Origin of the sequence: Streptomyces sp. NPDC050842, assembly GCF_044456565.1 — a bacterium.
In the GTDB taxonomy this organism is placed as follows: Bacteria; Actinomycetota; Actinomycetes; order Streptomycetales; family Streptomycetaceae; genus Streptomyces.
Map to the genome: position 1 here is coordinate 1 of NZ_JBITGA010000001.1, position 26,553 is coordinate 26,553.

Here is a 26,553-nt window from a genome sequence, read left to right on the forward strand (position 1 = left end):
CGGATGTGGAAGCCCAGTAATGGGTGGAGCTGACCGGTACTAATAGGCCGAGGGCTTGTCCTCAGTTGCTCGCGTCCACTGTGTTAGTTCTGAAGTAACGAACACGCCCCCCTTTGGGTGGTGCGGCGGTTCATATCTTCATAGAGTTTCGGTGGTCATAGCGTTAGGGAAACGCCCGGTTACATTCCGAACCCGGAAGCTAAGCCTTTCAGCGCCGATGGTACTGCAGGGGGGACCCTGTGGGAGAGTAGGACGCCGCCGAACAATTTTTAGCCTCAACCCCCGGACTTTGTCCGGGGGTTGAGGCATTTTTGCGTTCTGCCGGCAGTCGGGACCCTGTGCGCGGTTGTGTCATGGCTGCGGGTAGGGTCAGGGGGCAACGTCGGCACCATCCCAGCAGGAGGCCCCCGGGTGGAGGTCCAGGAGACTCGCGTTCAGACCGACCGGGTCCTCACCATCCCCAACATTCTCAGCATGGCGCGTCTTCTCGGCGTGCCGCTGTTTCTGTGGCTCATTCTCCGCCCCGAGTTCGGTGGACCCAACAGCGACGGGTGGGCGCTGCTCGTCCTGATGCTCAGCGGCGTCAGCGACTATCTCGACGGCAAGCTCGCCCGGCGCTGGAACCAGATCAGCAACCTCGGCCGGCTGCTCGACCCGGCCGCCGACCGGCTGTACATCCTGTCCACGCTCGTGGGGCTCACCTGGCGCGAGATCCTGCCGCTGTGGCTGACCGCCGCCCTGCTGGCACGTGAGGCGATGCTGCTGGTCATGGTGGGAATCCTCCGGCGGCACGGCTACCCGCCGCCGCAGGTGAACTTCCTCGGGAAAGCTGCGACATTCAACTTGATGTACGCGTTCCCGTTGCTGCTTCTCAGTAACGGAACGGGCTGGCTCTCGTCACTCGCTGAAGTTTTCGGGTGGGCCTTCGCAGGATGGGGTACAACTCTGTATTGGTGGGCAGGGATCCTCTACGTGGTCCAGGTCCGTCGACTCGTGAAGGCGGATACCGCGGCCGATTGAGCCCGTCCGTCCCGTGCCGAGCAACGTCGCCGGCAGGAACGAGGACGCCCGAGGGCCACCGAGCGGACAGGTGAAGTCGGCAGGACCGTCGTCTCTTCAAGGAGGACGCTTCCGACATGAAGGCCGTCGTGATGGCCGGTGGCGAAGGAACCCGACTTCGCCCCATGACCTCGAGCATGCCCAAGCCTCTTCTGCCGGTGGCAAACCGGCCGATCATGGAGCACGTCCTGCGACTGCTCAAGAGGCACGGTCTCAATGAGACCGTCGTCACCGTCCAGTTTCTCGCCTCTCTCGTCAGGAACTACTTCGGCGACGGCGAAGAGCTCGGGATGGAGCTCACTTACGCCAACGAGGAGAAACCGCTCGGTACAGCGGGCAGCGTGAAGAATGCCGAAGAAGCGTTGAAGGACGACGCTTTTCTCGTCATCTCGGGGGACGCGCTCACAGATTTCGATCTGACCGATCTCATCGCCTTCCACAAGGAGAAGGGCGCCCTCGTCACCGTCTGCCTCACCAGGGTTCCGAATCCCTTGGAATTCGGGATCACCATCGTGGACGAAGAGGGAAAGGTCGAACGTTTCCTGGAGAAGCCCACCTGGGGACAGGTCTTCTCCGACACGGTGAACACGGGCATCTACGTGATGGAGCCCGAGGTATTCGACTACGTCGCGGCCGACGTTTCGGTGGACTGGTCGGGTGACGTCTTCCCTCAGCTCATGAAGGAGGGCAAGCCGATCTACGGCTATGTCGCCGAGGGCTACTGGGAGGACGTCGGCACCCACGAGAGCTATGTGAAGGCACAGGCGGATGTTCTCGAGGGCAAGGTCCAGGTCGACATCGACGGCTTCGAGATCTCACCCGGTGTCTGGGTCGCCGAAGGCGCCGAGGTGCATCCGGACGCCGTGCTGCGCGGGCCGCTCTACATCGGGGACTACGCCAAGGTCGAGGCCGGTGCCGAGATCCGTGAGCACACCGTCATCGGCTCGAACGTGGTGATCAAGAGCGGGGCCTTCCTGCACAAGGCCGTCGTGCATGACAACGTCTACATTGGCCAGCAGAGCAATCTGCGCGGCTGTGTGATCGGCAAGAACACCGACATCATGCGGGCGGCCCGCATCGAGGACGGGGCCGTGATCGGGGACGAGTGCCTGGTCGGCGAAGAATCGATCGTGCAGGGGAACGTCCGGGTCTATCCGTTCAAGACGATCGAGGCCGGTGCCTTCGTCAACACCTCGGTCATCTGGGAGTCCCGGGGGCAGGCGCACCTCTTCGGGGCGCGCGGGGTGTCCGGCATCCTCAATGTGGAGATCACGCCGGAGCTGGCCGTACGTCTCGCCGGGGCCTACGCCACGACGCTCAAGAAGGGTGCGACCGTCACCACGGCTCGTGACCACTCCCGGGGTGCCCGGGCGCTGAAGCGGGCGGTGATCTCGGCGTTGCAGGCCAGTGCCATCGACGTACGGGACCTGGAGAACGTACCGCTGCCCGTGGCAAGGCAGCAGACCGCGCGGGGGAGTGCCGGCGGGATCATGGTCCGGACCTCGCCGGGTGTGCCGGACTCCGTGGACATCATGTTCTTCGACGAGCGTGGGGCGGACCTCTCGCAGGCCGGGCAGCGGAAGCTCGACCGGGTGTTCGCGCGGCAGGAGTACCGGCGGGCCTTCCCGGGGGAGATCGGTGACCTCTCCTTCCCTGCGAGCGTCTTCGACTCGTACACCGGGTCGCTGCTGCGGAACGTCGACACCACCGGCATCGCGGAGGCGGGGCTGAAGGTCGTCGTGGACGCCTCCAACGGCAGTGCGGGGCTCGTCCTGCCGAGTCTGCTCGGCCGGCTCCAGGTGGATTCGCTGGTGATCAACCCGGGGCTCGACGAGTCCCGGCCCACCGAGTCGGCCGAGAGCCGGCGGGCCGGGCTCGTACGCCTGGGGGAGATCGTGGCGTCGGCGCGGGCGGCGTTCGGGGTGCGGTTCGACCCCGTGGGCGAACGGCTCTCGCTCGTCGACGAGCGGGGGCGGATCATCGAGGACGACCGGGCGCTCCTGGTGATGCTCGACCTGGTGGCGGCCGAGCGGCGTTCGGGGCGGGTCGCGCTGCCCGTGACGACCACGAGGATCGCCGAGCAGGTCGCCGCGTACCACGGCACACAGGTGGAGTGGACGACGACCTCGCCCGACGACCTCACGCGAGTGGGCCGTGAGGAATCGACGATCTTCGGCGGTGACGGGCGCGGTGGGTTCATCGTGCCCGAGTTCAGCAGTGTCTTCGACGGGGCGGCCGCCTTCGTGCGGCTCATCGGTCTCGTGGCGCGGACTCAGCTCACGCTGAGCCAGATCGACGCGCGGATTCCGCGTGCCCACGTCCTGAAGAAGGACATCGCGACCCCGTGGGCGGTGAAGGGGCTGGTCATGCGTCGGGTGGTGGAGGCGGCGGGCAGCCGGTCCGTGGACACCACCGACGGGGTGCGGGTGGTCGAGGCCGACGGGCGCTGGGTGATGGTGCTGCCCGACCCCGCGGAGGCCGTCACCCATCTGTGGGCGGAGGGCCCCGACGACGCCTCCGCGCAGGCCCTGCTCGACGAGTGGACCGAGGTGGTCGACAGCGCAGGTCGCTGACGGAGCGGACCGTACGGCCGGGAGGCGCCCGCCGGGGCGCCTCCCGGCCCATTGCGGGGGCCATTCGGTGGTAGGCCGTGCGACGTGCGACGATGTGCGGCATGTCGCAGCAGCCCCCCGTTCGGAGCACCGGATCACCGCCGCCGCGTCCGGACGCGTCGATGTCGCTGCTGAACAACGTGATCGACCACGCGCTCGACGACGGCTACGCGGAGGCCACGGCCCGGCGCGAGGCCGAGGGTGGTGGTCTGCCCCGTAGTCTGCGCGCCAAGCTCGGTGTCGCCGCGGGCCTCGTGCTCGCCGCGGCCGTGGTGACGGTGGGCGCGGCCGAGGCGCGGATCTCCGCGCCGGTGGTCGCCAAGGAACGGCAGGACCTGATCGACCGGATCGAGGGCGAGACCTCGGCCGCCGATCAGCTGGAGCGTGACGTCGAGCGGATCCGGACCGAGGTCGGGGAACGCCAGCGGCAGGCGCTGGAGCAGCACGGCGGGGACCAGGCCGAGCTCGTCGGCCTGCTGTCGGGCGCGACGCCGGTGCACGGACCTGGCGTGAAGCTGGTCGTCGACGACGCCAAGGGCACCGACACCGGAGGCGGGGGACCGCGGGAGAGCAGTGGCTTCTCCGACACCGGCCGGGTCCGCGACCGGGACATGCAGCGCGTGGTCAACGGCCTGTGGGAGTCCGGCGCCGAGGCCGTCTCGATCAACGGCCAGCGGCTGACATCGCTGTCCGCGATCAGGGCCGCCGGCGACGCCATACTGGTCGACAACAAGCCGCTGGTGCCGCCGTACGTCGTCCTCGCGATCGGGGACGGACAGCGGCTGAGCACAGCGTTCCAGGACAGCGCCGACGGACAGTATCTGCACGCGCTGGTGGAGAACTTCGGGATCAGGAGCAGCATCTCGGCCGAGGGCGACGTACGCCTGCCGGCCGCGCCGAGCCTGACCGTACGTACAGCAGAGCCGAGGGGGGCCGGGGCGGCGACGCCGTCCGGTCGGGCCACGGCCGACACAGGGAAGGGCACATCGTGATCGCCGTACTGGGCCTGATCGTCGGAGTCGTGGTCGGACTGTTGGTCCGGCCCGAGGTGCCGGCGGTGGTCGAGCCCTACCTTCCGATCGCCGTGGTCGCCGCCCTGGACGCGGTCTTCGGCGGTCTGCGGGCCATGCTCGACGGGATCTTCGTCGACAAGGTATTCGTGGTGTCGTTCCTCTCGAACGTGGTCGTGGCCGCGCTGATCGTCTTCCTCGGCGACAAGCTGGGCGTGGGCGCGCAGCTGTCGACCGGTGTGGTCGTCGTGCTCGGTATCCGGATCTTCTCCAACGCGGCCGCCATCCGGCGCCACGTGTTCCGGGCGTGAGGCCGATGAGCGAGGACCCTCAGATGCCTGAGAACCCCGACACGCCCCAGAGCCCCCAAGACCCTCAGAAGCCTCAGGAGCCGCAGAGCTCTCAGGAGCCACAGGGCCTTCAGGGTCCGCGGAGCGCTCAGAGCCCTCAGGAGCCGCAGCGCCCTCAGGGTCCGCGGAGCGCTGAGAGCCCTCAGGAGCCGCAGCGCCCTCAGAGTTCGCAGAGGTCCGCGCCGGACGAGAAGGCGGAGCAGCCCGGGGGGTCCCGGAGTCCGGAGACCGCCGAGGCCGTGGACGCGCCCGTCGCTCCCGGCGTGGCCGAGCCGAGTGGGCGGCGGAGGCTCGCCGCCGCTGTGTGGCCGCCGCGGGTCACCCGGGCCCAACTCATCGTCGCGCTGCTGCTGTTCGTGCTCGGTCTGGGGCTCGCCATCCAGGTCTCCTCGACCAGCGAGAACAGCGCGCTGCGCGGGGCGCGGCAGGAGGACCTCGTGCGGATCCTCGACGAGCTCGACGACCGCACACAGCGCCTGGAGGACGAGAAGGCTCGGCTCGAAAAGCAGCGCTCCGAGCTCGAGTCCAGCTCGGACCAGGCCGAGGAGGCCCGCAAGCAGACCCAGGAGAAGGAGCGGCAGCTCGGGATCCTGGCCGGCACGGTAGCCGCCGAGGGGCCGGGGATCACCCTGACCGTCGGCGATCCCACCGGCGCCGTCGAGTCCGACATGCTGCTCGACGCCATCCAGGAGCTGCGCGCGGCGGGTGCCGAGGCGATCCAGGTCAACGGTGTGCGCGTGGTGGCGGACAGTTATTTCACCGGTAGCGGTGACGACATGCGAATCGATGGAACGAAGGTGGCCGCTCCGTACGTCTTCAAGGTCATCGGCAAGCCGGAGGATCTCGAGCCCGCGCTCAACATCCCCGGCGGTGTCGTGCAGACCCTCGAGAAGGAGCAGGCCACGGCCACGGTGGAGCGGTCGACGAAGATCGTCGTCGACGCCTTGCGACCCGCGAAGCGGCCTGACTACGCTCAGTCGTCCTCGCAGTGACGCGGGGGACGAGGGGGTCCCGCGACAAGGGCATGACGTTGCGGGGGGTCGGCGCACCACAACGGTGGTGCGTGGTGGAAACTGTCCGGAGGATACGGACGTTGTGAAGGTGTCCGGGTCGGCAGGTGTGATGGATCTCGGTTCGTCCTGCCCCACGGGCGGGTCTGTTTCGGTCAAGGGGAATCGCCCGTGAAGTTGTTTGCGAAGTTGTTCGGCAAGAGCGCACGCGAGGACGGCGGCAACGCCAGGCACCGCGCGCCGCGCCATGCCCAGAGCGAGGAGCAGGGCGGCGAGCGCCCGCTCTTCCGCGATGAGGTCGACGGTCAGGGCGGTGACATTTCGGGCGCGCAGGGCGCGTCTTCTGTTGACCCCGCCGGGGCCGGACGCATAGGTTTCGGGGAACCATCAACCTCAAGTACGGGTGGAGGGTTTACCCCCGACCCGTACGCGACACAGACCTCCGCGGGGCTGCCGCGGCAGGAGGATGCGTCCATGCCGGTGTGTACGAGGTGCGGTCACCGCAACGCGGCCGACAGCCGCTTCTGCTCTCACTGCGGCACGCCGCTGCGAGGCGGGGTCGCCGCCGAGCGTGCGTCCGAGACGACGTCGACGATCTCCATCTCGGGGCTTGAGGCGTACGACGCGGAGGTCACGGGCCAGACCCAGCTTCCGTCGCTGTCTCCCGAGGCGCTCGCGGCCGTGGAGGCCCTGCCTCTGGGGTCCGCGCTCCTCGTGGTGCGCCGGGGGCCGAACTCCGGCAGCCGGTTCCTGCTCGACGGAGAGCTGACGACGGCCGGCCGTCACCCGCAGAGCGACATCTTCCTGGACGACTTCACCGTCTCCCGGCGCCATGTCGAGTTCCGGCGGGCACAGGACGGCAGCTTCACCGTCGCCGACGTCGGCAGCCTCAACGGCACGTACGTCAACCGTGAGCCGATCGAATCGGTCGTGCTGTCCAACGGCGACGAGGTGCAGATCGGCAAGTACCGGCTGGTCTTCTATTCGAGCCAGCGAGGCGTGTGACGCCTCGGAGAAGCCTTCAGGGAAGGTCCATGCTGCGAACACCGACGGGCGGTGCCGGAAACGGCACCGCCACCGCGGGCGACCGGCTGGTGAGCATCGGCACGGTGCTGAACCAGCTGCGCGACGAATTTCCCGAAGTGACGATCTCCAAGATCCGGTTCCTGGAGGCCGAGGGGCTCGTGGAGCCCCGGCGGACGGCGTCCGGGTACCGGAAGTTCAGCCCGCAGGACGTGGAGCGGCTCGCTCAGATCCTGCGGATGCAGCGGGACCACTATCTTCCGCTGAAGGTCATCCGTGAGCATCTCGACGCTCTCGCCCGGGGCGAGCAGGTCAGCCTCCCGGCGCCCGGGCGCCGGGGAGAGCTGCTGGACGGACCCTGGGAACAGGACGGGGAACCGCCCACCGCCACGCGGATCGGCCGGGCCGAGCTGATCGCCGCCGCAGAGGTGACCGAGGCCGAGCTCGCCGCGTGGGAGTCGTTCGGTCTCATCGCCGAGGTGCGGGGCGGCGGCTACGACGCGGAGGCCGTCACCATCGCCAGACTTGTCGCGGATCTGGGGAGATTCGGTCTCGAACCCCGGCACCTGCGGGGCATGAAGGCGGCCGCCGACCGCGAGGCCGGACTCCTCGAACAGATGGTCGCGCCGCTGCGCCGGCACCGTAATCCGCAGACCAGAGCACATGCGGAGGCCACCGCGAAGGAGCTCGCCGAGCTCTCCGTGAGGCTGCACGCGGCCTTCGTACAGACGGCTCTGGGCATCCGGCTCCAGTGATCTTGGACGGGCCCGACTATCCAAACCGGTCGGGCACGTCCTAGGGTTGCTGTGTGAACGAGCTCGACGTTGTGGGTGTCCGGGTGGAAATGCCCTCCAACCAGCCGATCGTGCTCCTGCGGGAAGTGGGAGGCGATCGGTACCTCCCCATCTGGATCGGACCGGGTGAGGCGACCGCGATCGCCTTCGCCCAGCAGGGGATGGCCCCTCCGCGGCCGCTGACGCACGACCTCTTCAAGGACGTGCTGGAGGCCGTGGGGCAGGAGCTCACCGAGGTCCGCATCACGGATCTGCGTGACGGGGTCTTCTACGCCGAGCTGGTCTTCGCCAGCGGCGTCGAGGTGAGCGCCCGGCCGTCCGACGCGATAGCACTGGCCCTGCGGACCGGAACGCCGATCTACGGCAGTGACGGTGTGCTGGACGACGCCGGTATCGCGATTCCGGACGAGCAGGAGGACGAGGTGGAGAAGTTCCGCGAGTTTCTCGACCAGATCTCACCGGAGGACTTCGGGACCAACAGTCAGTGAGACGTGCGGCCGGAGGCCGCTTGCGAGGCCGGTCGTGCGGGCCGTTCGCGGGGTGCCGTCAGAGCATTCGAGTAGCCTTTCCCCGGGGAGAGACACGGCAAACCACTCTCAGGGTGATTATCACTCGGCGTGCCGAGTGTGGCGATCGTTGACGCACCCCGAGTGACTGCCTACCTTCGTGTGGGCAGGTCAAGGACGGAGGGTCGGCGTGATGAGCAGCGCGGACGGTACGGCAGGGAGCTCGCTCGGACGCGTGTCCGGGGAGTCCGGTCCGTATCCGCTTCACGGCAGTGTGGGCGACTTCGGGGCGGACGAGAGTACGGGCCCGGCGGGTGACGTGGTCGGCTACCGCGGCCCCACGGCCTGCGCGGCCGCCGGCATCACCTATCGGCAGCTGGACTACTGGGCGCGCACCGGACTCGTGGAGCCGAGCGTGCGGCCCGCGTACGGGTCGGGGACCCAGCGGCTCTACAGCTTCCGCGACGTCGTCGTCCTGAAGATCGTCAAGCGCTTCCTCGACACCGGGGTGGCCCTGCAGAACATCCGGGCGGCGGTGCAGCACCTGCGCGCCCGGGGCTTCCGCGATCTGGAGCGGATGACGCTCATGAGCGACGGGGCCACGGTCTACGAGTGCTCCTCTCCCGACGAGGTCGTCGACCTGCTCCAGGGCGGTCAGGGCGTCTTCGGGATCGCCGTCGGGGTCGTCTGGCGGGACGTGGAGGCCGCACTCTCGCAGCTGCACGGGGAGCGGGTCGACACGGGCGAGACGCTCGTCGGGCACAACCCGGGTGACGAGCTCGCCCGGCGGCGGCGCGACAAGGCGGTCTGAGCCCTCTGCCAGGGGGCGTCTCTGCGGCGCTTTCGGGGGTGGTGGTGCCGGGTGGTTGCCGCCCCGTTGTCAGTGGCATGGGGCAGCATCGGAAGTGTGAGAGCCGCGCCGACGATCCTGCATCTCGACATGGATGCGTTCTTCGCCGCCGCCGAGCAGGCGGCGAAGCCCAGCCTGCGCGGAAAACCCGTGGTCGTCGGGGGTCTCGGGCCGCGCGGAGTGGTCGCCACCGCCTCGTACGAGGCACGCCGTTTCGGGGTGCACTCGGCCATGCCGATGGGCCAGGCGCGGCGGCTCGCGCCGAACGCCGCGTATCTCGTCCCGCGCTTCGCCTTCTACCGGTCGATCAGTGAGCAGGTCATGGAGCTCCTCGGGCGCCTCTCGCCGCTCGTGGAGCCGCTCAGCCTCGACGAGGCCTTCGTGGACCTGGAGGCCGGGGGCCTCGCCGACGACAGCGCCGGCGCGCGGGTCGTCGGCGAGCGGCTGCGGGCCGACATCCTGGCGACGACGGGGCTGACGGGGTCGGTGGGGCTCGCGGGGTCGAAGATGATCGCGAAGATCGCCTCGGAGGAGGCCAAGCCGGACGGGCTCGTCCTCATCGAGCCGGGGACCGAGAGGGAGCTGCTCGGGCCCCGGTCCGTGCGGATCCTGCCCGGCGTCGGGCCCGCGACCGGGGAGCATCTGCGGCGCGCCGGGATGACCACGGTCTCCGACCTGGCCGAGGCGGGCGAGGACGAGCTCGTACGGCTGCTGGGGCGGGCGCACGGGGCCTCGCTGTACCGGATGGCCCAGGGGTACGACGATCGGGCCGTGGTGGCCGAGCGGGACGCCAAATCGGTGTCGGTCGAGGACACCTTCGACGTCGACCTGCACGACCGCGTGCGGATCAGGACCGAGGTGGAGCGGCTCGCCGAGCGGTGCGTGGGGCGGCTGCGGGCCTCGGGGCACTCGGGGCGGACCATCGTCCTCAAGGTGCGGCGGTACGACTTCTCGACGCTGACCCGGTCCGAGACGCTGCGGGGGCCGACGGACGACCCCGTGGTCGTCCGGGAGGCCGCAGGGCGGCTCCTGGAGGCGGTCGACACGACCGGGGGCGTGCGGCTGCTCGGGGTGGGCGTGAGCGGCCTCGCGGACTACACGCAGGAGGATCTCTTCGCTCAGGCCGAGGAGGAGCGGGCGGCGGTCGCGGTGGCGGCGGCGGAGTCGGAGGCGGTGGGGTCGGCGGGGGCCGGTTCCGGTGCCGACGCAGGCGGTGCGGCTCATGAGGCTGGGTCTGCCGGGGCTGTCGCCGTCGAGCGGCGGTGGGCGCCCGGGCACGACGTACGGCACGCCGTGCACGGGGCAGGGTGGGTGCAGGGGAGCGGGGTCGGGCGGGTCACGGTGCGGTTCGAGGAGCCGTGGTCGGCGCCGGGGCGGGTGCGGACGTTCTCGGTGGACGATCCGGACCTGGAGCCCTCCGAGCCGTTGCCCTTGGTGCGGGGGGAGTGTCGGGCGGGGGCGTGACGGCTCGGTGGTCGGGGGCGGGGTGTAGGGGGGCGCCCGGCCTTTCGGCCGGGCTTTGGGCTCCCGCCTTCGCCGCCCGTGCGGTGCGGTGCGGTGGGGGGAGGTGCGGGTGCGGCTGTGGGGCGCCTACCCGAGTGGGGTCTTCTGCGGGCGTGCCTCGGTCAGGGGCCCTCTTGGCCTGCCAGGCGGCCGAAGTCCGTGTCCTGGGGGTTCTGGGGTGAGGGCGGGAGCGTGAGGCTGTAGTGGCGGTAGAGCTGGAGCTCCTGTTCCGGGGAGAGGTGGCGGCCTACGCCGAAGTCCGGGGCGTCCTTGATGAGTGCGCGTTCGAACGGGATGTGGAGGCCGTCTTCCAGGAGGTCGCTCGGCTCCAGGGGGACGAAGGCGTCCCGGCTGAACAGGCCGGTGCGGACCGCGGCCCATTCCGGGATGCCGGTCGCGTCGTCCAGGTACACCTCGTCCACGGTTCCGATCTTGTGTCCGCTCCGGTCGAACGCCTTGCGGCCGATCAGGCTGCGCGGATCGATGTCGGTCTGCACGGTCCCTCCAACTGGTCGCAACTGCTCTACACCCCTACGAAAGTGCACATCTGGGATATCGGCCACTTGAGCGATGGGAGCCGCAACCTCGCTGGTAGGCTGGCTGTGGCTGTCGACCCTGTGCGGGAGAGTCCCCCGGAGAAACCTTCCGGAGGGCGCCGAAGGAGCAAATCCTCCCCGGAATCTCTCAGGCCCCTGTACCGCGCGGACGAGGTCACTCTGGAAAGCAGAGCGGTGTCCACGGCATGCGCTCTCACCGACGGTGAAAGCCGGCGTGCCGCGAGGCGTGCCGGTGAAACTCTCAGGTTGAGATGACAGAGGGGGAGGCCGTCCGGGTACCCGCGCCGTGGTGCCCCTCGCAGGTCGTGACGACCAGGAGGCCTCCGTACATGACCGCCAACCGCATTCCGCTCTCCGAGCTCGAACAGGGCATCCCGTTCGAGCAGCGGCACATCGGGCCCGACGCCGAGGCGCGCGCCAAGATGCTCGCTCAGGTCGGTTACGGCTCGCTCGACGAGCTCACCGCCGCCGCGGTGCCGGACGTGATCAAGAACGCCGAGGCGCTGGGCCTGCCGGCCGCGCGCACGGAGGCCCAGGTGCTGGCCGAGCTGCGCACGCTCGCCGACGGCAACCAGGTCCTCGCCCCGATGATCGGCCTCGGGTACTACGGGACCTTCACGCCTCCGGTCATTCTCCGGAACGTCATGGAGAACCCGGCCTGGTACACGGCGTACACGCCGTACCAGCCCGAGATCTCGCAGGGGCGCCTGGAGGCGCTGCTCAACTTCCAGACCATGGTCGCCGACCTGACCGGTCTGCCCACCTCGGGCGCCTCCCTCCTCGACGAGGGCACCGCCGCCGCCGAGGCCATGGCCCTCTCCCGGCGCGTCGGCAAGGTCAAGAACGGTGTCTTCCTCATCGACGCCGACGCCCTGCCGCAGACGATCGCCGTCATCGAGACCCGCGCCGAGCCGACCGGTGTCGAGGTCGTCGTCGCGGATCTCAGCGACGGGATTCCCGCCGAGATCGCCGCGCGTGGTGTCTTCGGTGTGCTGATCCAGTACCCGGGTGCCTCCGGTGCCGTCCGCGACATCAAGCCGCTGATCGACGCCGCCCACGAGCTCGGTGCCGTCGTCACCGTCGCCGCCGACCTGCTCGCGCTGACCCTGCTCACCTCGCCCGGCGAGCTGGGCGCGGACATCGCCGTCGGCACGACGCAGCGCTTCGGCGTGCCCATGGGCTTCGGCGGTCCCCACGCCGGCTTCATGGCCGTGCAGGACAAGCACGCCCGCTCCCTGCCCGGTCGTCTGGTGGGTGTGTCCGTCGACGCCGACGGCAACCGCGCGTACCGCCTCGCCCTGCAGACCCGCGAGCAGCACATCCGCCGTGAGAAGGCCACCAGCAACATCTGTACGGCTCAGGTGCTGCTCGCCGTCATGGCCGGCATGTACGCCGTCTACCACGGGCCGGACGGACTGAAGGGGATCGCGCAGCGGACCCACCGGTACGCCACGATCCTCGCCGCGGGTCTCACCGCCGGTGGCGTCGAGGTCGTGCACGGTTCGTACTTCGACACCCTGACCGTCCGGGTGCCCGGCAAGGCCGACGAGGTCGTCGCCGCCGCCCGCGACGCCGGAGTGAACCTCTACCGCGTCGACGCCGATGTCGTCTCGATCTCCTGTGACGAGACCACCGGACGCGAGCAGCTCACCGCCGTCTGGGGCGCCTTCGGTGTCGACGGCGACGTCGAGGCCCTGGACGCCGCCGCCGAGGACACGCTGCCCGCCGGGCTGCTGCGCTCCGACGCGTACCTGACCCACCCGGTCTTCCACGCGCACCGCTCCGAGACGTCGATGCTGCGCTACCTGCGCAAGCTCGCCGACCGCGACTACGCGCTCGACCGCGGCATGATCCCGCTCGGCTCCTGCACGATGAAGCTGAACGCGACGACCGAGATGGAGCCGGTGACCTGGCCCGAGTTCGGCCAGATCCACCCCTTCGCCCCGATCGACCAGGCACAGGGCTACGTCACGCTCATCACCGAGCTGGAAGAGCGCCTCGCCGAGGTCACCGGATACGACAAGGTGTCGATCCAGCCCAACGCCGGTTCGCAGGGCGAGCTCGCCGGTCTGCTGGCCGTCCGCGCCTACCACCGCGCCAACGGCGACCTCCAGCGCACCGTCTGCCTCATCCCGTCCTCCGCGCACGGCACCAACGCCGCCTCCGCGGTGATGGCCGGCATGAAGGTCGTCGTCGTCAAGACCGCCGACGACGGCGAGGTCGACATCGCGGACCTGCGCGCCAAGATCGAGCAGTACCGCGACGAGCTGTCCGTGCTGATGATCACCTACCCGTCCACGCACGGCGTCTTCGAGGAGCACGTCGCCGACATCTGCGCCGAGGTCCACGACGCCGGCGGTCAGGTGTACGTCGACGGTGCCAACCTCAACGCGCTCGTCGGGCTCGCCAAGCCGGGCAAGTTCGGTGGCGACGTCTCGCACCTCAATCTGCACAAGACCTTCTGCATTCCGCACGGCGGCGGCGGCCCCGGTGTCGGTCCGGTCGGTGTGCGGGCGCACCTCGCCCCGTACCTGCCGAACCACCCGCTCCAGCCCACCGCGGGCCCGGAGACCGGCGTCGGTCCGATCTCGGCGGCCCCGTGGGGCTCCGCCGGCATCCTGCCGATCTCCTGGTCGTACGTGCGTCTGATGGGCGGCGAGGGCCTCAAGCGCGCCACGCAGGTCGCCGTGCTCGCGGCGAACTACATCGCCAAGCGCCTGGAGCCGCACTTCCCGGTGCTCTACACCGGTCCGGCCGGTCTGGTCGCCCACGAGTGCATCGTGGACCTGCGTCCGCTCTCGAAGGAGACGGGCGTCACGGTCGACGACATCGCCAAGCGTCTGATCGACTACGGCTTCCACGCGCCGACGATGTCCTTCCCGGTGGCCGGCACGCTGATGATCGAGCCCACCGAGTCCGAGGACATCACCGAGCTCGACCGCTTCTGCGACACGATGATCGCGATCCGCGCGGAGATCGAGAAGGTCGCCTCGGGCGCGTGGCCCGCCGACGACAACCCGCTGCACAACGCCCCGCACACCGCGGCCGCGCTGGGCGGCGAGTGGAACCACCCGTACACCCGTGACGAGGCGGTCTTCCCGGCCGGTGTCTCGGCCGCCGACAAGTACTGGCCGCCGGTCCGCCGCATCGACGGCGCCTTCGGCGACCGGAACCTGGTCTGCTCCTGCCCGCCGATGGACGAGTACGACGCCTGAGCATGAGTCGGTGAGCATGAGCCGAGGGCCGGTTCGGAGGATCTCCTCCGGGCCGGCCCTCGGCGTTTCTCTTCCTCGTACGTACTCCCCGCGCGCTCAGGCGGCGGTCGTCACCTGTCCCGCCGTCAGTGGCCGGTGCGGGGCGATGATCTGCCCGTCCGGCAGCAGTTCACCGGTGTCCTCGAAGAGCAGGACGCCGTTGCACAGCAGGCTCCAGCCCTGTTCCGGATGGTGTGCCATCAGGCGGGCCGCCTCCCGGTCGTTGGAGTCGGCGGTGGGACAGGCAGGCTGGTGCTGGCACATGGGTGGGTTCTTTCGCTGCGTCGTGGTGGATGTCCTGCGGCTCTTCGCGCTCATCGCCGCCCCCGTCGGTCGGTTCGGTTCCGGTCCCAGTCTTGCCCCATGGACGGTCTTCCGCAGGTATTTCGCGTCAGCTCGTCCTCTCCGGGGAAGACGCATCACCCGCAGGGGCGGTTCAGGTCAAGTGCACCGTCTCTTCGGGTGGTTCGGAGTGGTCCGAGCGGGCTAGTCCGTACGGGAGCGGCGTTCGGTAAGGCCGTTCGGGCGCGGTCGTCGGACAGCAGTGCGCCCCGTGACCCGGGCGGGTCACGGGGCGGGAGCCGTAGGCGGGGTGGATCAGGCGGGCGCCGCCGAGCCCAGGAGGGGCGGCGGCGCGAGACGCGTACTGAGCACGGGCAGAAGATCGGCGACCTGGTAGGGCCGGTGGGCCGCGATCCCCGGCGGCGCGGGGGCCAGGGGCACCAGGAGATCGGCCGCGGCCGGGGCGTCGGTCGTGCCGTCCGCCTCCGGTTCGGCGTGCAGCCAGAGCGTCAGCATGTAGAGCTCGGGTACGGAGAGCAGCCGGGGCTGGTACGGGGTGGGCAGCGCCTCGGCCTGGAGCAGGGCCCGTTCCGTCGCGGTGACGTACGGCCCCTCGAAGAAGTGCGAGAAGGTCCAGCCGTCCGGGGTGAGCATGGTGTCCGCGGCGGCGATCGCCCGCTCCCCGTTCCGGATCAGGAACCGCCAGCCGACGAGCCGGGTGCGGGGCGACCGTCCAGGTGCTCCCGTGACGCCGAGGACGTGTACGGGCAACGGGAGTTCGGGGCTCAGTGGTCCCTGCGCGGCCCGCAGGGCGGGAGTTCGGGCCTCGCGGACGGCGGTCGGTGAGCCGAGGGCCGCGAGAACACTGCGGAGGGCCGGCGCGGGGGCCGGAGAGGGTCGGAGCATGGTGGGTCGCCTCTCACTCAGGAGACACGGTGATGCGTGGGCAGGTACGACGGCGCTGTCGGCGGCGCGGCCAGAGAGGGGCCATGGGGCCATGACCGGGCACCAACACTCTGCCTCGTCCGCGGAGTTTATACGACACGTGTTCACAGAGTGTTTCCGCTAGACGGCGCCGATATTCCTGGCAAGGCCTCATCAGGCCTTATTCCGGGGGCTGTTCAAGCGGAATCATGACGGCCGCGCGGCGCTCACCTGCGTATTCCTCGCCGGGCCGGACGGCTGAATTGTGATCCTCCGTCACGAGACAATAGGACATTGGTATATGTCGAACGTGTCATGCCTTCGGAATGTGCCTGTGGAGAGCTCCTTCCAGCCTATCCTCCGGCGGCCCCGTTCCGCAGGCGTTGTGGATCAGCGAGGTGGGCATCATGGTCCGTGACGCGCGGCCGTCGTCGCGGCCGCCCATGGTGGGAGGGACGGCTTCGATGGGGGAGAAGGTCGATGCGGACGGGTTCGGCCCGGCCGACCGACAGCAGTACCGGAGAAAGCTCCAGCAGTGTCTCGCGGGGCTCGCGAGGCTGCTGGCGGAGAAGAGGTTCGACCGGCCCCGCAATCTCATGGGTCTGGAGATCGAACTCAATCTCGCCGGTGCCGACGGGCTGCCCCGGATGCTCAACGCGCCGGTTCTGGAAAGGATCGCGAGCTCCGATTTCCAGACGGAACTCGGATTGTTCAACCTGGAAGTGAACATCGCTCCCCACCGGCTCGGCGGCAGGGTATTCGACCGGCTCGCCGAGGAGATCGGGACCGGGCTCGGATATGCCGACCGCAAGGCCGCGGAACTCGACGCCGGCGTCGTCATGATCGGCATACTCCCCACGCTCGCCCAGAGCGACCTGGTCTTCGAGAACCTGTCGGCCGCCGACCGCTACGCGCTCCTCAACAACCAGATCCTCGCCGCCAGGGGCGAGGACTTCACCCTCGACATCCATGGAGTCGAACGGCTCCTGTGCACCTCGGAGTCGATCGTGCCGGAGGCCGCCTGCACCTCCGTCCAGCTGCACCTCCAGGTCACGCCGGCCAGGTTCTCCGCCGTCTGGAACGCGGCGCAGGCGGTGGCGGGCGTCCAGATCGCCCTCGGTGCGAACGCGCCCTTCGTCTTCGGCCGTGAGGTGTGGCGCGAGTCCCGGCCGCCGCTGTTCCAGCAGGCCACCGACACCAGGCCGCCCGAGCTGCAGTCCCAGGGCGTCCGGCCGCGCACCTGGTTCGGGGAGCGGTGGGTGGACTCGGTGTACGACCTCTTCGAGGAGAACCTCCGCTACTTCCCCGCCCTCCTCCCCATCTGCGACGAGGAGGACCCGCTGCTCGTCCTCGACGAGGGCGGTGTGCCGAAGCTCCAGGAACTCGTCCTGCACAACGGCACGGTCTACCGCTGGAACAGGCCCGTGTACGGCTGGGTCGACGGGGTCCCGCACCTGCGGGTGGAGAACCGGGTCCTGCCCGCGGGGCCGACCGTGACCGACGTGATCGCGAACGCGGCCTTCTACTACGGGCTCGTGCGCTCGCTCGCCGACGAACCGCGGCCGGTCTGGAAGCGGATGGCCTTCGAGGACGCGGAGGCCAACTTCGACACCGCCTGCCGCCACGGCATCGAGGCGGAGCTGCGCTGGCCCCGATCGGGCCGCGCCGGCGGCGTCGCGACCCTGCCGGCGGTACGTCTCGTCCTCGACGAGCTGCTGCCGCTCGCCGCGGCCGGACTGGACGCCTGGCACATCGAGCCGGCGGACCGGGACTTCTACCTCGGGGTGATCGAGCAGCGCTGTCTGCGGAAGGTGAACGGGGCCTCCTGGCAGGCCGACACCTTCCACCAGGCGCTGGATTCGGGCCTCGACCGGGAGGCGGCGCTCGCCGCGACCACCCGCCGCTACCGGACGCTGATGCACGAGGGCGAGCCGGTGCACACCTGGCCCGTGGGGATCGGCTGACGCCTGGCCCGCGCGCTCCGGGCGGCGGTCCGGGGCGGCATCCCCGGGCATGGGTGATCATGTCAAGGTAGTCGAGGCGGGACGCGACTGCCGGAACGGCATGGGCCCACGACCGGGAAGTGGAGACAGGTGTGGTGTCGGAGCAAGACGTGAGGGACGCTTCCCTGCCCCCCGGAGGCCTGCCGCGGAGACTGCTGCGGTCCGAGACCCTCATCGTGCTCGCGCTCTCGCTCGGCGCGAGCGCGTTGTCGTCGCTCATCAGCTTCATCGGATCCCTGACCAGGCCCGGGTCGCTGAAGGAGCAGGCGGCGACGCTCAACGGCTCGTACGCGCCGGGGCGGCCGTGGCTCGACCTGTCCTGGCAGCTCTTCGGTATCGCCTCGGCGCTCGTACCGGTCGTCCTCGTCGCCCATCTGCTGCTGCGGGAGGGCGCCGGGCTCCGGGCCATCGGCTTCGACCGGACCCGGCCCTGGCCCGACCTGGGGCGAGGGGCGCTGGTCGCGGCCGGGATCGGGAGCGCGGGGCTCGCCTTCTACCTCGCGGCGCGGGCGACCGGGTTCAACCTCACGGTGGTGCCGGAGTCCTTGCCGGAGGTGTGGTGGAAGTATCCGGTGCTGATCCTCTCGGCGGTGCAGAACTCCGTCCTGGAAGAGGTCGTCGTCGTCGGATATCTGCTGCGCAGACTCGGGCAGTTGGGGTGGACTCCGATGGCGGCCCTCGTCGCGAGTTCGGTGCTGCGCGGCTCCTACCACCTCTACCAGGGGATCGGCGGATTCCTCGGCAACGTGGTGATGGGCGTCGTCTTCGTCCTGCTGTACCGGCGCTGGGGGCGGGTCGGGCCGCTGGTCGTGGCGCACGCGCTGCTCGACATCGTGGCGTTCGTCGGATACGGGCTGCTGGCGGGCAAGGTGGGCTGGTTGCCTACCGGGTGACGGGATGAAGGACGTGGGGGAGGGGTGAGGGGCGTGTCGGCTTGAGCCGTACGCCCCTCACCCCTTTGGTTCTCTGCCGTCAGGCGTGCAGGTCGCCCTCGATGACCGTCACGGCGTGGCCGGTCAGGAGGGTGCGCTCGCCGCGCAGGTGGGTGCGGACGAGGCCGGTGCGGGCGCCGCCCTGGAAGCCGGTGAGCTCGTCACGGCCGAAGCGGGCCGACCAGTAGGGGGCGAGCGCGGTGTGGGCGCTGCCGGTCACCGGGTCCTCGTCGATGCCGACGGCGGGGAAGAAGCAGCGGGAGACGAAGTCGTAGCCGCTGTCGGGGTCGTCCGCGGCAGCGGTGGCGATGACTCCCCGCGTGGCGAGGCTCACGAGGGCGGCGGAGTCCGGCGTGAGGGAGCGCACGGTGGCCTCGTCGCGGAGCTCGACGAGGATGTCGCCGACGTGCGCGGCCGTGTCGTGGACGGCGACGACCTCGGCGCCGAGCGCCTTCTCCAGGCCGTCGGGGACGGGGAGGGGAGTGAGGGAGGAGGTCGGGAAGTCCATCGTGATGGTGCCGTCCGCGGCGGCGGTGGCGCCCAGGACGCCCGACCGGGTGGCGAAACGGACGGTGCCGCTCGCGGTGCCGGTGGTGTGCAGGACGTGGGCCGTGGCGAGCGTGGCGTGGCCGCACATGTCGACCTCGGTGGTCGGGGTGAACCAGCGCAGGGCCCAGTCCGCCTCGCCGCCGGCGGGGAGAGGGTGGGCGAAGGCCGTCTCGGAGAGATTGACCTCCGCCGCGACCTTCTGGAGCCAGGTGTCCTCGGGGAAGGAGTCGAGGAGGAGGACTCCGGCCGGGTTTCCGGAGAAGGGCTGGTGGGTGAAGGCGTCGACGATTCGGATCCGCATGCCGCTGACCGTACAAGGTGCGGAAACGCGTGGACCAAGGCCAATCGCGGAGAACTGGACCGGTCCGACGGAGAACTGCGCCGGGCTGTCCGGCGTCCCCGAGTGGGACTGTCGGCGGACTTCGGACCGCAGACCTCGGGGGGCTTCGATGATGTTCGGGTACTCGGACGACTGGTGGGCGTTGTTCTTCGTTCCGGTGGTGCTGTGGGTGCCGTTCGGACCGTTCGCCATGGGCGGGATGGGGGTGTGGTGCGCGTTCCGGCCCGGTCCGCGGGCGCGGCTGTGGTCGGTGCTGCTGCCGCTGCTGCCGGTGACGGTCTCCGCGATCGCGATGGTGATGCCGCTGGGCAAGTCGCTCCGTACCGACGACCTCGTGGGCTATCTCCTGGTGTACGTCCTCGGCATCACGGTGCTGCCGTGGCTGCTGGGGTGGGGGATCACTCGCGCGGTGCGCGCGGTACGGGCCGCACGGGCGCGGCGGCGGGAAGCGGCGGGTGCGGTCACAGGGGTGCCAGGACCATGAGGACCTCGTCGCGGTCGTCGCCGGGGGCCAGCCGGAGGGCGCCCGGCCAGCGGCCGACCTCCTGCCAGCCGAGGCGGCCGTAGAACTCCTCCAGGCCGACGCCGCCGCGCGCCGCGAGCCGTAGCTGCTCCAGACCCATCTCGTCGCGGGCGATCATCCGGGTCTGCCGCACCAGGCCCGCTCCGATGCCCTGTCCGCGTACCCGGAGGCGGGTCTGGACGTGGTGCAGCGTGCCCCAGTGCGCGACGAGGCGATGCGGGTCGCGGCGGAGGTTCAGCCAGCCCGCGAGGGTTCCGTCGAGGGTCGCGACGACGAGGCGGCTGCTTGCCGGGTCGAGGTCGGCGACGATGCGGTCGACCGATGCGGCGACCTCGGCGGGGTCGACCGGTGGGAAGGGGAATCCGGCGGCGCCGCCGGCGTCGCTCACTTCGGTCCAGCACTCGGTGAGGGCCGAGACGAGTGCGTCGGTGGCGGCGTCGGGGGTCACCAGCTGCGTGTAGAGGAGGGCGTTGTCGCCGGTCGTGGCCGTGGTCATGGTCGTGATCATGGCAGGAGTGTGGGGATGCCGCCGGTGGGCCTGGGAGTGGGGGTGGGGTCCCTCGGGTGACCCCGGCGGTCAGGTGCGTCGGCGTTCCTCGCGCTGCTGGATCAGCTCCTCGACCGCGCTCGGGAGGGTCGTCTCGAAGTCGATCAGCTTCGCCCACGTCGGGGTCACGACGATCCGGACCATGCCGTCGTAGAGCGAGCGGACCTCGGCCTCCCATGTGGCGCGCTGCTCGGGCGTCATCTCGTACGTGTTGTTCGTCTGGAGGAACTCGTCAGGGATGCCCTCGACGACGTCCAGTTCGGCCGTGCCGCGGATGAGCAGGATCTTCGGCGGGTGCACCTCGGTGTCGATGGTCAGGGCGACAGCCGGGTTCCGGCGCAGGGCCGGCAGCTTCGGCGCGTTCTTCGGGGTGCACATGACGATGGTCGTGCCGTTCCAGGCGAAGCCGATCGGGATGGCGCGGGGCGTGCCGTCCTGGGCCACGTAGGCCAGGCGGGTGAGGTCGCGGGCCAGGAGTTCCTGGCTGGCCGGACGGTTCAGGATCTCGGTGATCTCGCTCGGCTGCATGGTCGCATCCACCTTCTCGCGGTCGCCCCCCGGCGTCCCCCCAGAACCCCTCCAGAACCCCTCCACCCTAGGGCGGCCCCGGTTTCGCTCGCCAAAGGACACACGGATATCGCTTCTTGCTCAGCGAACAGTTCCGATATATCGTTGAGGCATCGCGACAGTTCAACGATGGAATCTCGATGGAAGGAGCGTTGCGATGCGTTCACATGGACACGAGTACGGAAACGGACACGGAGCCGGTCGTGGGGCCTGCGGCCCCGGACCTCGTGGGGACTTCGAGGGGCGACGGGCCGCGTTCGGGCCGTTCGGGCCCGGCTTCGGCAGCGGTGGGCCCTTCGGGGGCGGGTTCGGCGGTCGTGGCCGCGGTGGCGGCGGTCGGGGAAGGGCGCGGCGCGGTGACGTCCGTGCGTCGATCCTCGCGCTCCTGAAGGACCGCCCCATGCACGGCTACGAGATGATCCGGGAGATCGGCGAGCGCAGTGACGGGGCCTGGAAGCCCAGTCCCGGCTCGGTCTACCCCACCCTCCAGATGCTGGAGGACGAGGGGCTGATCACCAGCGCGAGCGAGGGCGGCAAGAAGCTGTTCACGCTCACCGACACCGGGCGCGCCGAGGCCGAGGAAGGCCCGGAGGCCCCGTGGGAGGAGGCGGGGCGCGGCGTCGACTGGGACGCCGTGAACGAGATCCGGCAGGCCGGCTTCGGTCTGATGGAGGCGTTCGGGCAGGTCTGGAAGACCGGCAGCGCCGAGCAGCGGCAGAAGGCGGTCGGCGTGATCAACGAAGCCCGCAAGAAGCTGTACCTCATCCTGGCCGACGAGGACTGAGTCGACGAGGGCTGAGGGTGAGTAGGGGAAAGGGCCCCGCGGCTGTATGCCGCGGGGCCCTTTCCTGTGCTTTCGGGTCAGGCGACCAGGCCTGAGAGCTTGCGGAGCGACTCCGTCAGCGCCGCCGTCGCCGAGTCCTTGAGCTTCCCCGCCATGAGGGAGACCGCCGCGCCCGTGAACCCGCCGTCGATCCGCAGCGTCGTCGCGTCCCCGTCCGTCGCGAGCGAGTAGCGCGTGGTGACGATCACACCCATCGGGCCCTTGCCCTTGATCGCGAACGCCCGCTCGGTCTCCAGCTCCTCGACCGTCCAGAGCACCTCGGCGGGGAAGCCCATCAGCTTCATGTTCTCGGTGAAGGTGGCGCCCGTCTCCAGGGTCGCCGGGCCGCCGTTCGGGAAACTGGTGTGCGTGGCGTTCCACTCGCCGTGCGAGGAGAAGTCCGTGAGGCGCGCCCAGACCTTTCCGGCCGGCGCCTCGATCCGTGCCTCCGCGCTGACTTCGGCCATGCGACCACCCCTTCTGGCGTGCCAACTGGTTCCGGTGTCGCGGAACGTAGCCGGGTGGGCGTGAACATTCAATACTGATGAACCGTCAGTTCTGCGGCGGCCGGTCCCGCGCCGTCGCCGATCCACCAGATCTCGGCCGAGTCGAAGCAGTCGGAGGCGCGCGGCGCCCCGTCCTCCTCGTGGCAGTGGAACGCGGCCCAGAACAGGTCGGCGGGCAGTGCTTCCCGGGGTGCGTACACCCGGTAGACGTACTGCCGTCCGTCGCGCGCGAGCAGAGCCACCATCCAGAACACGATCGGAGGACGAACGGCAACGGGCCTGCGGTTGCAACGGGGGCGCAAGGCAAGGCGGCGCGCGCCCCCGGAGGCGAACGCGGGCAATCTCCTCCGTAAGGAGGAGGAACCGTGCGCCTGTGCCCAACTCCGGTGGGATGCGGACATGCTTCTCCCCGGTGATGTTCCGGCCGCCCCGGCCTGATGAGGTGGAAGGGTGCACCGTCCTGTTCCCCTCCCGCAGCCGCTCCGGCAGCCCGCCGCCCCCCGCGCCGAGCTCACGTCGCTCACGTCCTTCCTGACGCCGTCGCTCGCGACCGCCGTGACGGGCGCGCGCCGCAGGGCCCTCCGGGACGGGGACCGCCAGATCGACACCGCGCACCTCCTGCACTCGCTCGTCGAGTCGGACCCGGACGTCGGCGCCGTCTTCGAGAGCGGCCATCAGCTCGCCCGCGTGCTCGGCTACCTGGCCCAGCGGTCCATCGGCTACGGCCTGCGCTGGCAGCGCTCCGTCGAGGACACGGGCGCCCGCCGCCTCCTGCCCGCCGTACGCGAGGCCGAGCCGCGGGCGGCCGAGCCGCGTGAGGTCGAGCCGCGTGAGGTCGAGCCGCAGGACGGCGACGGCCGGGCGTCCGGCTGGTCGCCCGCTGCCGCCGCCGCCCTGGAGCGTGCCTTCCGGCGGGCCGCCGGGCGCGGGGACGAACGCGCGCGCGGGCTCGATCTGCTCGTCGGTGTCGCCGTCGACCCCGAGAGCCGGGCCGTCGAGGTGCTGCGGCGGGCCGGGGTCGATCCGGTCGCGCTGGTCGCGCGTATCGACGAGAGTGTCGAGGCCCGCGTCGACCCCGGTATCGGTGGTCGGATCGACGCCTTCGGTGAGGAGCCGTCTCAACAGGTGTAACGGGGGTTACGCACCTGACCGCGTCCTGTCATGATGACCCGATGCACGCGTCTCAGGGGAGAAGCGCCGGCCTGGGACTTGCCCTGGCCTCGGCCTTCGCATTCGGTGGTTCAGGAGTGGCGGCCAAGCCGCTCATCGAGGCGGGACTCGACCCGCTCCACGTGGTGTGGCTCCGGGTGGCCGGCGCCGCGCTCGTCATGCTCCCCGTGGCCTGGCGCCACCGGGACCTCCTGCGCCGCAAACCCGCCCTCCTCGTGGGCTTCGGCCTGCTCGCCGTCGCCGGTGTCCAGGCCTTCTACTTCGCCTCGATCTCCCGCATCCCCGTCGGTGTCGCTCTGCTCATCGAGTACCTCGCCCCGGCCCTCGTCCTCGGCTGGGTCCGCTTCGTCCAGCGCCGGCCCGTCACCCGCGCCGCCGCGCTCGGCGTCGTCCTGGCCGTCGGCGGCCTCTCGTGCGTCGTCCAGGTCTGGTCCGGGCTGACCTTCGACCTCGTCGGCCTGCTTCTGGCGCTCGCCGCCGCCTGCTGCCAGGTCGGCTACTTCGTCCTCTCCGACCAGGGGGCCGACGAGGCCGAGCAGGCCGATCCGCTCGGCGTCATCGCGTACGGGCTGCTCATCGGCGCGCTCGTCCTCACCGTCGTGGCCCGGCCGTGGGGCATGGACTGGGCGATCCTCGGCGGCAGCGCCGACATGGACGGCAGCAGCGTCCCCGCGTGGCTGCTGCTCGGCTGGATCGTGCTGATCGCCACGGTCCTCGCGTACGTCACCGGCGTCATCTCCGTGCGTCGGCTCTCTCCGCAGGTCGCGGGCGTCGTGGCCTGCCTGGAGGCCGTCGTCGCGACCGTCCTGGCCTGGGTGCTGCTCGGCGAACACCTGGACGCGCCGCAGATCCTCGGCGGGGCGCTGGTCCTGGTCGGGGCCTTCATCGCGCAGTCCTCGACGCCGAAGGCGCCGCCGTCCGATCCCGTCGCGACCTCCGCGGGCGATGCCGGGACGGGAGCCGTCGGGCGGGCAGAGGAGGGCTCGGGCGAGAAGGACTCGGGCGAAAAGCAGTTGCCGGCCGGGCGGACCGCCCCCTAGCGTGCCGCTCATGCACGTGATCGCACTTCTGCTGCCGCCGCCCACCGTCTAGCGCGCGCGGCGACATCTCCCGACGAGGACCCGGCTCGGGTGGGCGGAACTCCGCCCCCGAGGGGTTCGTCGCTGCCCGCGCGCGGAGCCGAGCGACCACCCTTCCCTCTTCCTCCTCGGAGAACTCACGTGCCGAACTCCTCGGAATCCGCCCTGCCCGTCGGGCGGAGCCTCCTCTATCTGATCGTCGCCGGGATCGCCTGGGGCACGGCCGGAGCCGCCGCCTCGCTGATCTTCCGGGTCAGCGACATGGGCCCGCTGGCCCTTTCCTTCTGGCGCTGCGTCGGCGGGCTCGTCCTGCTGCTCGGCGCGCTGGCCCTGCGGCCCCGCCGCGCCGTCGCCCGTACGGCCGGGGAATCGCGCGGCCGGCGGACGGCCCGCATCCTCGGCACGGGGATCGGGCTCAACGTCTTCCAGAGCGCGTACTTCGCGGCCGTCCAGGACACCGGCCTCGCCGTCGGCACGGTCGTCACCCTGGGGGCGGGGCCCGTTCTCATCGCCGTCGGCGCCCGGCTGACCATGGGCGAACGCCTCGGCCGCGGCGGGCTCCTCGCCGCCGGCGGGGCGCTCGCGGGGCTTGCCGTCCTCGTCCTGGGCGGCGGGGCCGCGGAGGTGCGGCCGCTCGGTGTGATCCTCGCGGTCGTTGCGGCGTCCGGGTACGCCGCGATCACGCTGCTCACCCGGTGGCTCGGGCGCGACGGCGGAGCCACGGACGCCCTGGCGACCACCACGTGGGCCTTCGCCATCGGAGCGGTCGGCCTGCTGCCGTCGGCCGCCGCCGAGGGGCTCGTACCGCACACCGGATCGCCGATGCGGGTCGTGCTCCTGCTGGTGTACGTGGCGGCCGTGCCGACCGCCCTCGCGTACGCGCTCTACTTCGCCGGGGCGGCCGTCGTCCGGGCCGCCACCGTCTCCGTGATCATGCTCCTCGAACCGGTGAGCGCGGCCCTGATCGCGGTCTCGCTGCTGGGCGAGCGGCTCACGGCCGCGATCGTCCTCGGCACCCTGCTGCTGCTCGCCGCCGTCACGGGCCTCGCCTTCGCCGAGGCGAGGACGGCGGCGGTTCGGCGGCGGGAGGAGGCTGCGGAGTCCGTAGCCGTGTAGGGCGTGGCCCCCGGTTATCTCGCGGGGCGCCGCCGCAGCTGGTGGGCGCGGGCGGCGAGGTCGCCGGGGCCCGCGCGCTCCGCCAGCCGGTCCGCGATCCGGTCCTGGACGTCCTGCGGCTTGTTGCCCGCGTACTTGAACTTGGCCCGCACCTCGGTCACCTCCAGGTTCAGGACGCGGATGCCCGAGAGGAGGCGGCCGAACGGGGCCTCTCCAGGGGCCGCGACGGCGGTGGCGCCGTCCGGCTGGAAGTGCGTGACCTGGCGGTTGAGGAGCTCGGCCTTCTCCGCGGGGTCGTCGATCACACGCGCCGTGCACCGTAGCTGGACGGCCGCGTAGTACGAGGTCGGGGTCCCGTGCTCGGGCGGTGTGCCGGCGGGGGCCGTCCACGGGCCCGGCGCGAAGACGTAGTCGTCGACCACGCTCAGGAGCACCGTCGGCTGTGCTTCGAGCGCTCGCCACAGGGGGTTGGGCCGGGCCAGGTGGGCGAGGACGCGCCCGTACGGGCCGGGCCCGTCCTCGTACCGGAAGTGCATCGGCTGCACCCACGGCGGGTCGCCCGGCAGGCCGTTGACGGCGAGCTGGCCGAAGTCGTGGCGGGAGAGCCAGTCGCGCCACTCGCCGTCGTCGTGGGCCGCGTCCCACGGGTGGATCAGCATCGTGG

At 70.6% G+C, this 26,553-nt stretch carries 27 protein-coding genes, 1 rRNA gene and 1 riboswitch; of the genes, 19 read left to right on the forward strand and 9 right to left on the reverse strand.

Annotation, left to right across the window (positions count from 1 at the left end; genetic code table 11):
- Positions 1-147: 147 nt before the first annotated feature.
- From rrf to ACIBG6_RS00055, 11 genes are all read left to right on the forward strand, one after another.
- A 5S ribosomal RNA gene (gene rrf, locus ACIBG6_RS00005) occupies positions 148-264 on the forward strand.
- Positions 265-411: 147 nt separating this feature from the next.
- Positions 412-1,020: a CDP-alcohol phosphatidyltransferase family protein gene (locus tag ACIBG6_RS00010; protein ID WP_399220144.1), complete on the forward strand. Its 609-nt coding sequence runs from the start codon at positions 412-414 to the stop codon at positions 1,018-1,020.
- Positions 1,021-1,136: 116 nt separating this feature from the next.
- The gene (locus ACIBG6_RS00015; protein ID WP_399220146.1) at positions 1,137-3,632 is read left to right on the forward strand and encodes a sugar phosphate nucleotidyltransferase; all 2,496 of its coding nucleotides are present in this window, start codon (positions 1,137-1,139) and stop codon (positions 3,630-3,632) included.
- 101 nt (positions 3,633-3,733) lie between these two features.
- On the forward strand, positions 3,734-4,663 hold the full coding sequence (locus tag ACIBG6_RS00020) for a DUF881 domain-containing protein (RefSeq protein WP_399220147.1): 930 nt from the start codon (positions 3,734-3,736) through the stop codon (positions 4,661-4,663).
- Positions 4,660-4,992 (forward strand): small basic family protein, encoded by a 333-nt coding sequence (locus tag ACIBG6_RS00025; protein WP_015032176.1) that lies wholly within the window; start codon positions 4,660-4,662, stop codon positions 4,990-4,992. The genes ACIBG6_RS00020 and ACIBG6_RS00025 overlap by 4 nt, the downstream gene beginning before the upstream one ends.
- Positions 4,993-5,015: 23 nt before the next feature.
- Positions 5,016-6,023 (forward strand): DUF881 domain-containing protein, encoded by a 1,008-nt coding sequence (locus ACIBG6_RS00030; protein WP_399220148.1) that lies wholly within the window; start codon positions 5,016-5,018, stop codon positions 6,021-6,023.
- An 81-nt stretch (positions 6,024-6,104) separates the two neighbouring features.
- Entirely contained in the window at positions 6,105-7,046 is a 942-nt protein-coding gene (locus ACIBG6_RS00035) for an FHA domain-containing protein (protein WP_399221138.1), read from the forward strand.
- 29 nt (positions 7,047-7,075) lie between these two features.
- Positions 7,076-7,819, forward strand: coding sequence for a MerR family transcriptional regulator (locus ACIBG6_RS00040; protein ID WP_399220149.1), 744 nt, complete (start codon positions 7,076-7,078; stop codon positions 7,817-7,819).
- 53 nt (positions 7,820-7,872) lie between these two features.
- On the forward strand, positions 7,873-8,346 hold the full coding sequence (locus ACIBG6_RS00045; protein WP_015032172.1) for a bifunctional nuclease family protein: 474 nt from the start codon (positions 7,873-7,875) through the stop codon (positions 8,344-8,346).
- Positions 8,347-8,557: 211 nt separating this feature from the next.
- On the forward strand, positions 8,558-9,175 hold the full coding sequence (locus ACIBG6_RS00050) for a MerR family transcriptional regulator (RefSeq protein ID WP_399220151.1): 618 nt from the start codon (positions 8,558-8,560) through the stop codon (positions 9,173-9,175).
- A gap of 96 nt (positions 9,176-9,271) precedes the next feature.
- Positions 9,272-10,678: a DNA polymerase IV gene (locus tag ACIBG6_RS00055; protein ID WP_399220152.1), complete on the forward strand. Its 1,407-nt coding sequence runs from the start codon at positions 9,272-9,274 to the stop codon at positions 10,676-10,678.
- 161 nt (positions 10,679-10,839) lie between these two features.
- Here the strand turns inward: ACIBG6_RS00055 and ACIBG6_RS00060 are convergent, their stop codons facing one another.
- Positions 10,840-11,214, reverse strand: a complete 375-nt coding sequence (locus ACIBG6_RS00060) for a PRC-barrel domain-containing protein (protein ID WP_399220153.1) — start codon at positions 11,212-11,214, stop codon at positions 10,840-10,842.
- 113 nt (positions 11,215-11,327) lie between these two features.
- Positions 11,328-11,427: riboswitch (glycine riboswitch) on the forward strand.
- Positions 11,428-11,603: 176 nt separating this feature from the next.
- Here ACIBG6_RS00060 and gcvP point away from each other — a divergent pair.
- Positions 11,604-14,489 carry an aminomethyl-transferring glycine dehydrogenase gene (gcvP, locus tag ACIBG6_RS00065; protein WP_399220154.1) on the forward strand — a complete coding sequence of 962 codons (2,886 nt, stop codon included), beginning with the start codon at positions 11,604-11,606 and terminating at the stop codon, positions 14,487-14,489.
- 96 nt (positions 14,490-14,585) lie between these two features.
- On the opposite strand, the gene ACIBG6_RS00070 is transcribed toward gcvP, so the two are convergent.
- Together ACIBG6_RS00070 and ACIBG6_RS00075 are read right to left on the reverse strand one after the other, a co-directional pair.
- A complete protein-coding gene (locus ACIBG6_RS00070) occupies positions 14,586-14,792 on the reverse strand; it encodes a DUF5999 family protein (RefSeq protein ID WP_024756896.1) in 207 nt (68 codons plus the stop codon).
- Between the two features lie 333 nt (positions 14,793-15,125).
- The gene (locus tag ACIBG6_RS00075) at positions 15,126-15,716 is read right to left on the reverse strand and encodes a hypothetical protein (RefSeq protein ID WP_399220155.1); all 591 of its coding nucleotides are present in this window, start codon (positions 15,714-15,716) and stop codon (positions 15,126-15,128) included.
- A 482-nt stretch (positions 15,717-16,198) separates the two neighbouring features.
- Between ACIBG6_RS00075 and ACIBG6_RS00080 the strand changes: the two genes are divergently transcribed.
- Together ACIBG6_RS00080 and ACIBG6_RS00085 are read left to right on the forward strand one after the other, a co-directional pair.
- Entirely contained in the window at positions 16,199-17,698 is a 1,500-nt protein-coding gene (locus ACIBG6_RS00080; RefSeq protein WP_399220156.1) for a glutamate--cysteine ligase, read from the forward strand.
- Between the two features lie 149 nt (positions 17,699-17,847).
- On the forward strand, positions 17,848-18,630 hold the full coding sequence (locus tag ACIBG6_RS00085) for a CPBP family intramembrane glutamic endopeptidase (protein ID WP_399220157.1): 783 nt from the start codon (positions 17,848-17,850) through the stop codon (positions 18,628-18,630).
- 79 nt (positions 18,631-18,709) lie between these two features.
- Here ACIBG6_RS00085 and ACIBG6_RS00090 read toward each other — a convergent pair whose 3' ends face one another.
- The gene (locus ACIBG6_RS00090) at positions 18,710-19,519 is read right to left on the reverse strand and encodes a PhzF family phenazine biosynthesis protein (protein ID WP_399220158.1); all 810 of its coding nucleotides are present in this window, start codon (positions 19,517-19,519) and stop codon (positions 18,710-18,712) included.
- Between the two features lie 148 nt (positions 19,520-19,667).
- Between ACIBG6_RS00090 and ACIBG6_RS00095 the strand changes: the two genes are divergently transcribed.
- Positions 19,668-20,042, forward strand: a complete 375-nt coding sequence (locus ACIBG6_RS00095) for a hypothetical protein (protein WP_399220159.1) — start codon at positions 19,668-19,670, stop codon at positions 20,040-20,042.
- On the opposite strand, the gene ACIBG6_RS00100 is transcribed toward ACIBG6_RS00095, so the two are convergent.
- Positions 20,020-20,589 (reverse strand): GNAT family N-acetyltransferase, encoded by a 570-nt coding sequence (locus ACIBG6_RS00100; RefSeq protein ID WP_399220160.1) that lies wholly within the window; start codon positions 20,587-20,589, stop codon positions 20,020-20,022. The genes ACIBG6_RS00095 and ACIBG6_RS00100 overlap by 23 nt on opposite strands.
- 69 nt (positions 20,590-20,658) lie before the next feature.
- The gene (locus ACIBG6_RS00105; protein ID WP_399220161.1) at positions 20,659-21,156 is read right to left on the reverse strand and encodes a pyridoxamine 5'-phosphate oxidase family protein; all 498 of its coding nucleotides are present in this window, start codon (positions 21,154-21,156) and stop codon (positions 20,659-20,661) included.
- Positions 21,157-21,352: 196 nt separating this feature from the next.
- On the opposite strand from ACIBG6_RS00105, the gene ACIBG6_RS00110 reads away from it, so the two are divergent.
- Entirely contained in the window at positions 21,353-21,979 is a 627-nt protein-coding gene (locus tag ACIBG6_RS00110) for a PadR family transcriptional regulator (RefSeq protein WP_329624614.1), read from the forward strand.
- Positions 21,980-22,056: 77 nt separating this feature from the next.
- Here the strand turns inward: ACIBG6_RS00110 and ACIBG6_RS00115 are convergent, their stop codons facing one another.
- Positions 22,057-22,485: an SRPBCC family protein gene (locus ACIBG6_RS00115; RefSeq protein WP_329624615.1), complete on the reverse strand. Its 429-nt coding sequence runs from the start codon at positions 22,483-22,485 to the stop codon at positions 22,057-22,059.
- A 68-nt stretch (positions 22,486-22,553) separates the two neighbouring features.
- The gene (locus ACIBG6_RS00120; protein WP_399220162.1) at positions 22,554-22,778 is read right to left on the reverse strand and encodes a hypothetical protein; all 225 of its coding nucleotides are present in this window, start codon (positions 22,776-22,778) and stop codon (positions 22,554-22,556) included.
- Between the two features lie 196 nt (positions 22,779-22,974).
- On the opposite strand from ACIBG6_RS00120, the gene ACIBG6_RS00125 reads away from it, so the two are divergent.
- The 3 genes from ACIBG6_RS00125 to ACIBG6_RS00135 all read left to right on the forward strand — a co-directional run bounded on the left by ACIBG6_RS00125 (position 22,975) and on the right by ACIBG6_RS00135 (position 25,889).
- On the forward strand, positions 22,975-23,655 hold the full coding sequence (locus tag ACIBG6_RS00125; protein WP_399220163.1) for a Clp protease N-terminal domain-containing protein: 681 nt from the start codon (positions 22,975-22,977) through the stop codon (positions 23,653-23,655).
- A 41-nt stretch (positions 23,656-23,696) separates the two neighbouring features.
- Entirely contained in the window at positions 23,697-24,734 is a 1,038-nt protein-coding gene (locus tag ACIBG6_RS00130) for an EamA family transporter (RefSeq protein ID WP_399220164.1), read from the forward strand.
- Between the two features lie 180 nt (positions 24,735-24,914).
- Complete coding sequence (locus ACIBG6_RS00135) at positions 24,915-25,889, forward strand: DMT family transporter (protein WP_399220165.1); 975 nt, start codon at positions 24,915-24,917, stop codon at positions 25,887-25,889.
- Between the two features lie 14 nt (positions 25,890-25,903).
- Here the strand turns inward: ACIBG6_RS00135 and ACIBG6_RS00140 are convergent, their stop codons facing one another.
- Positions 25,904-26,548, reverse strand: coding sequence for an FMN-binding negative transcriptional regulator (locus ACIBG6_RS00140; RefSeq protein ID WP_399220166.1), 645 nt, complete (start codon positions 26,546-26,548; stop codon positions 25,904-25,906).
- Positions 26,549-26,553: the final 5 nt, after the last annotated feature.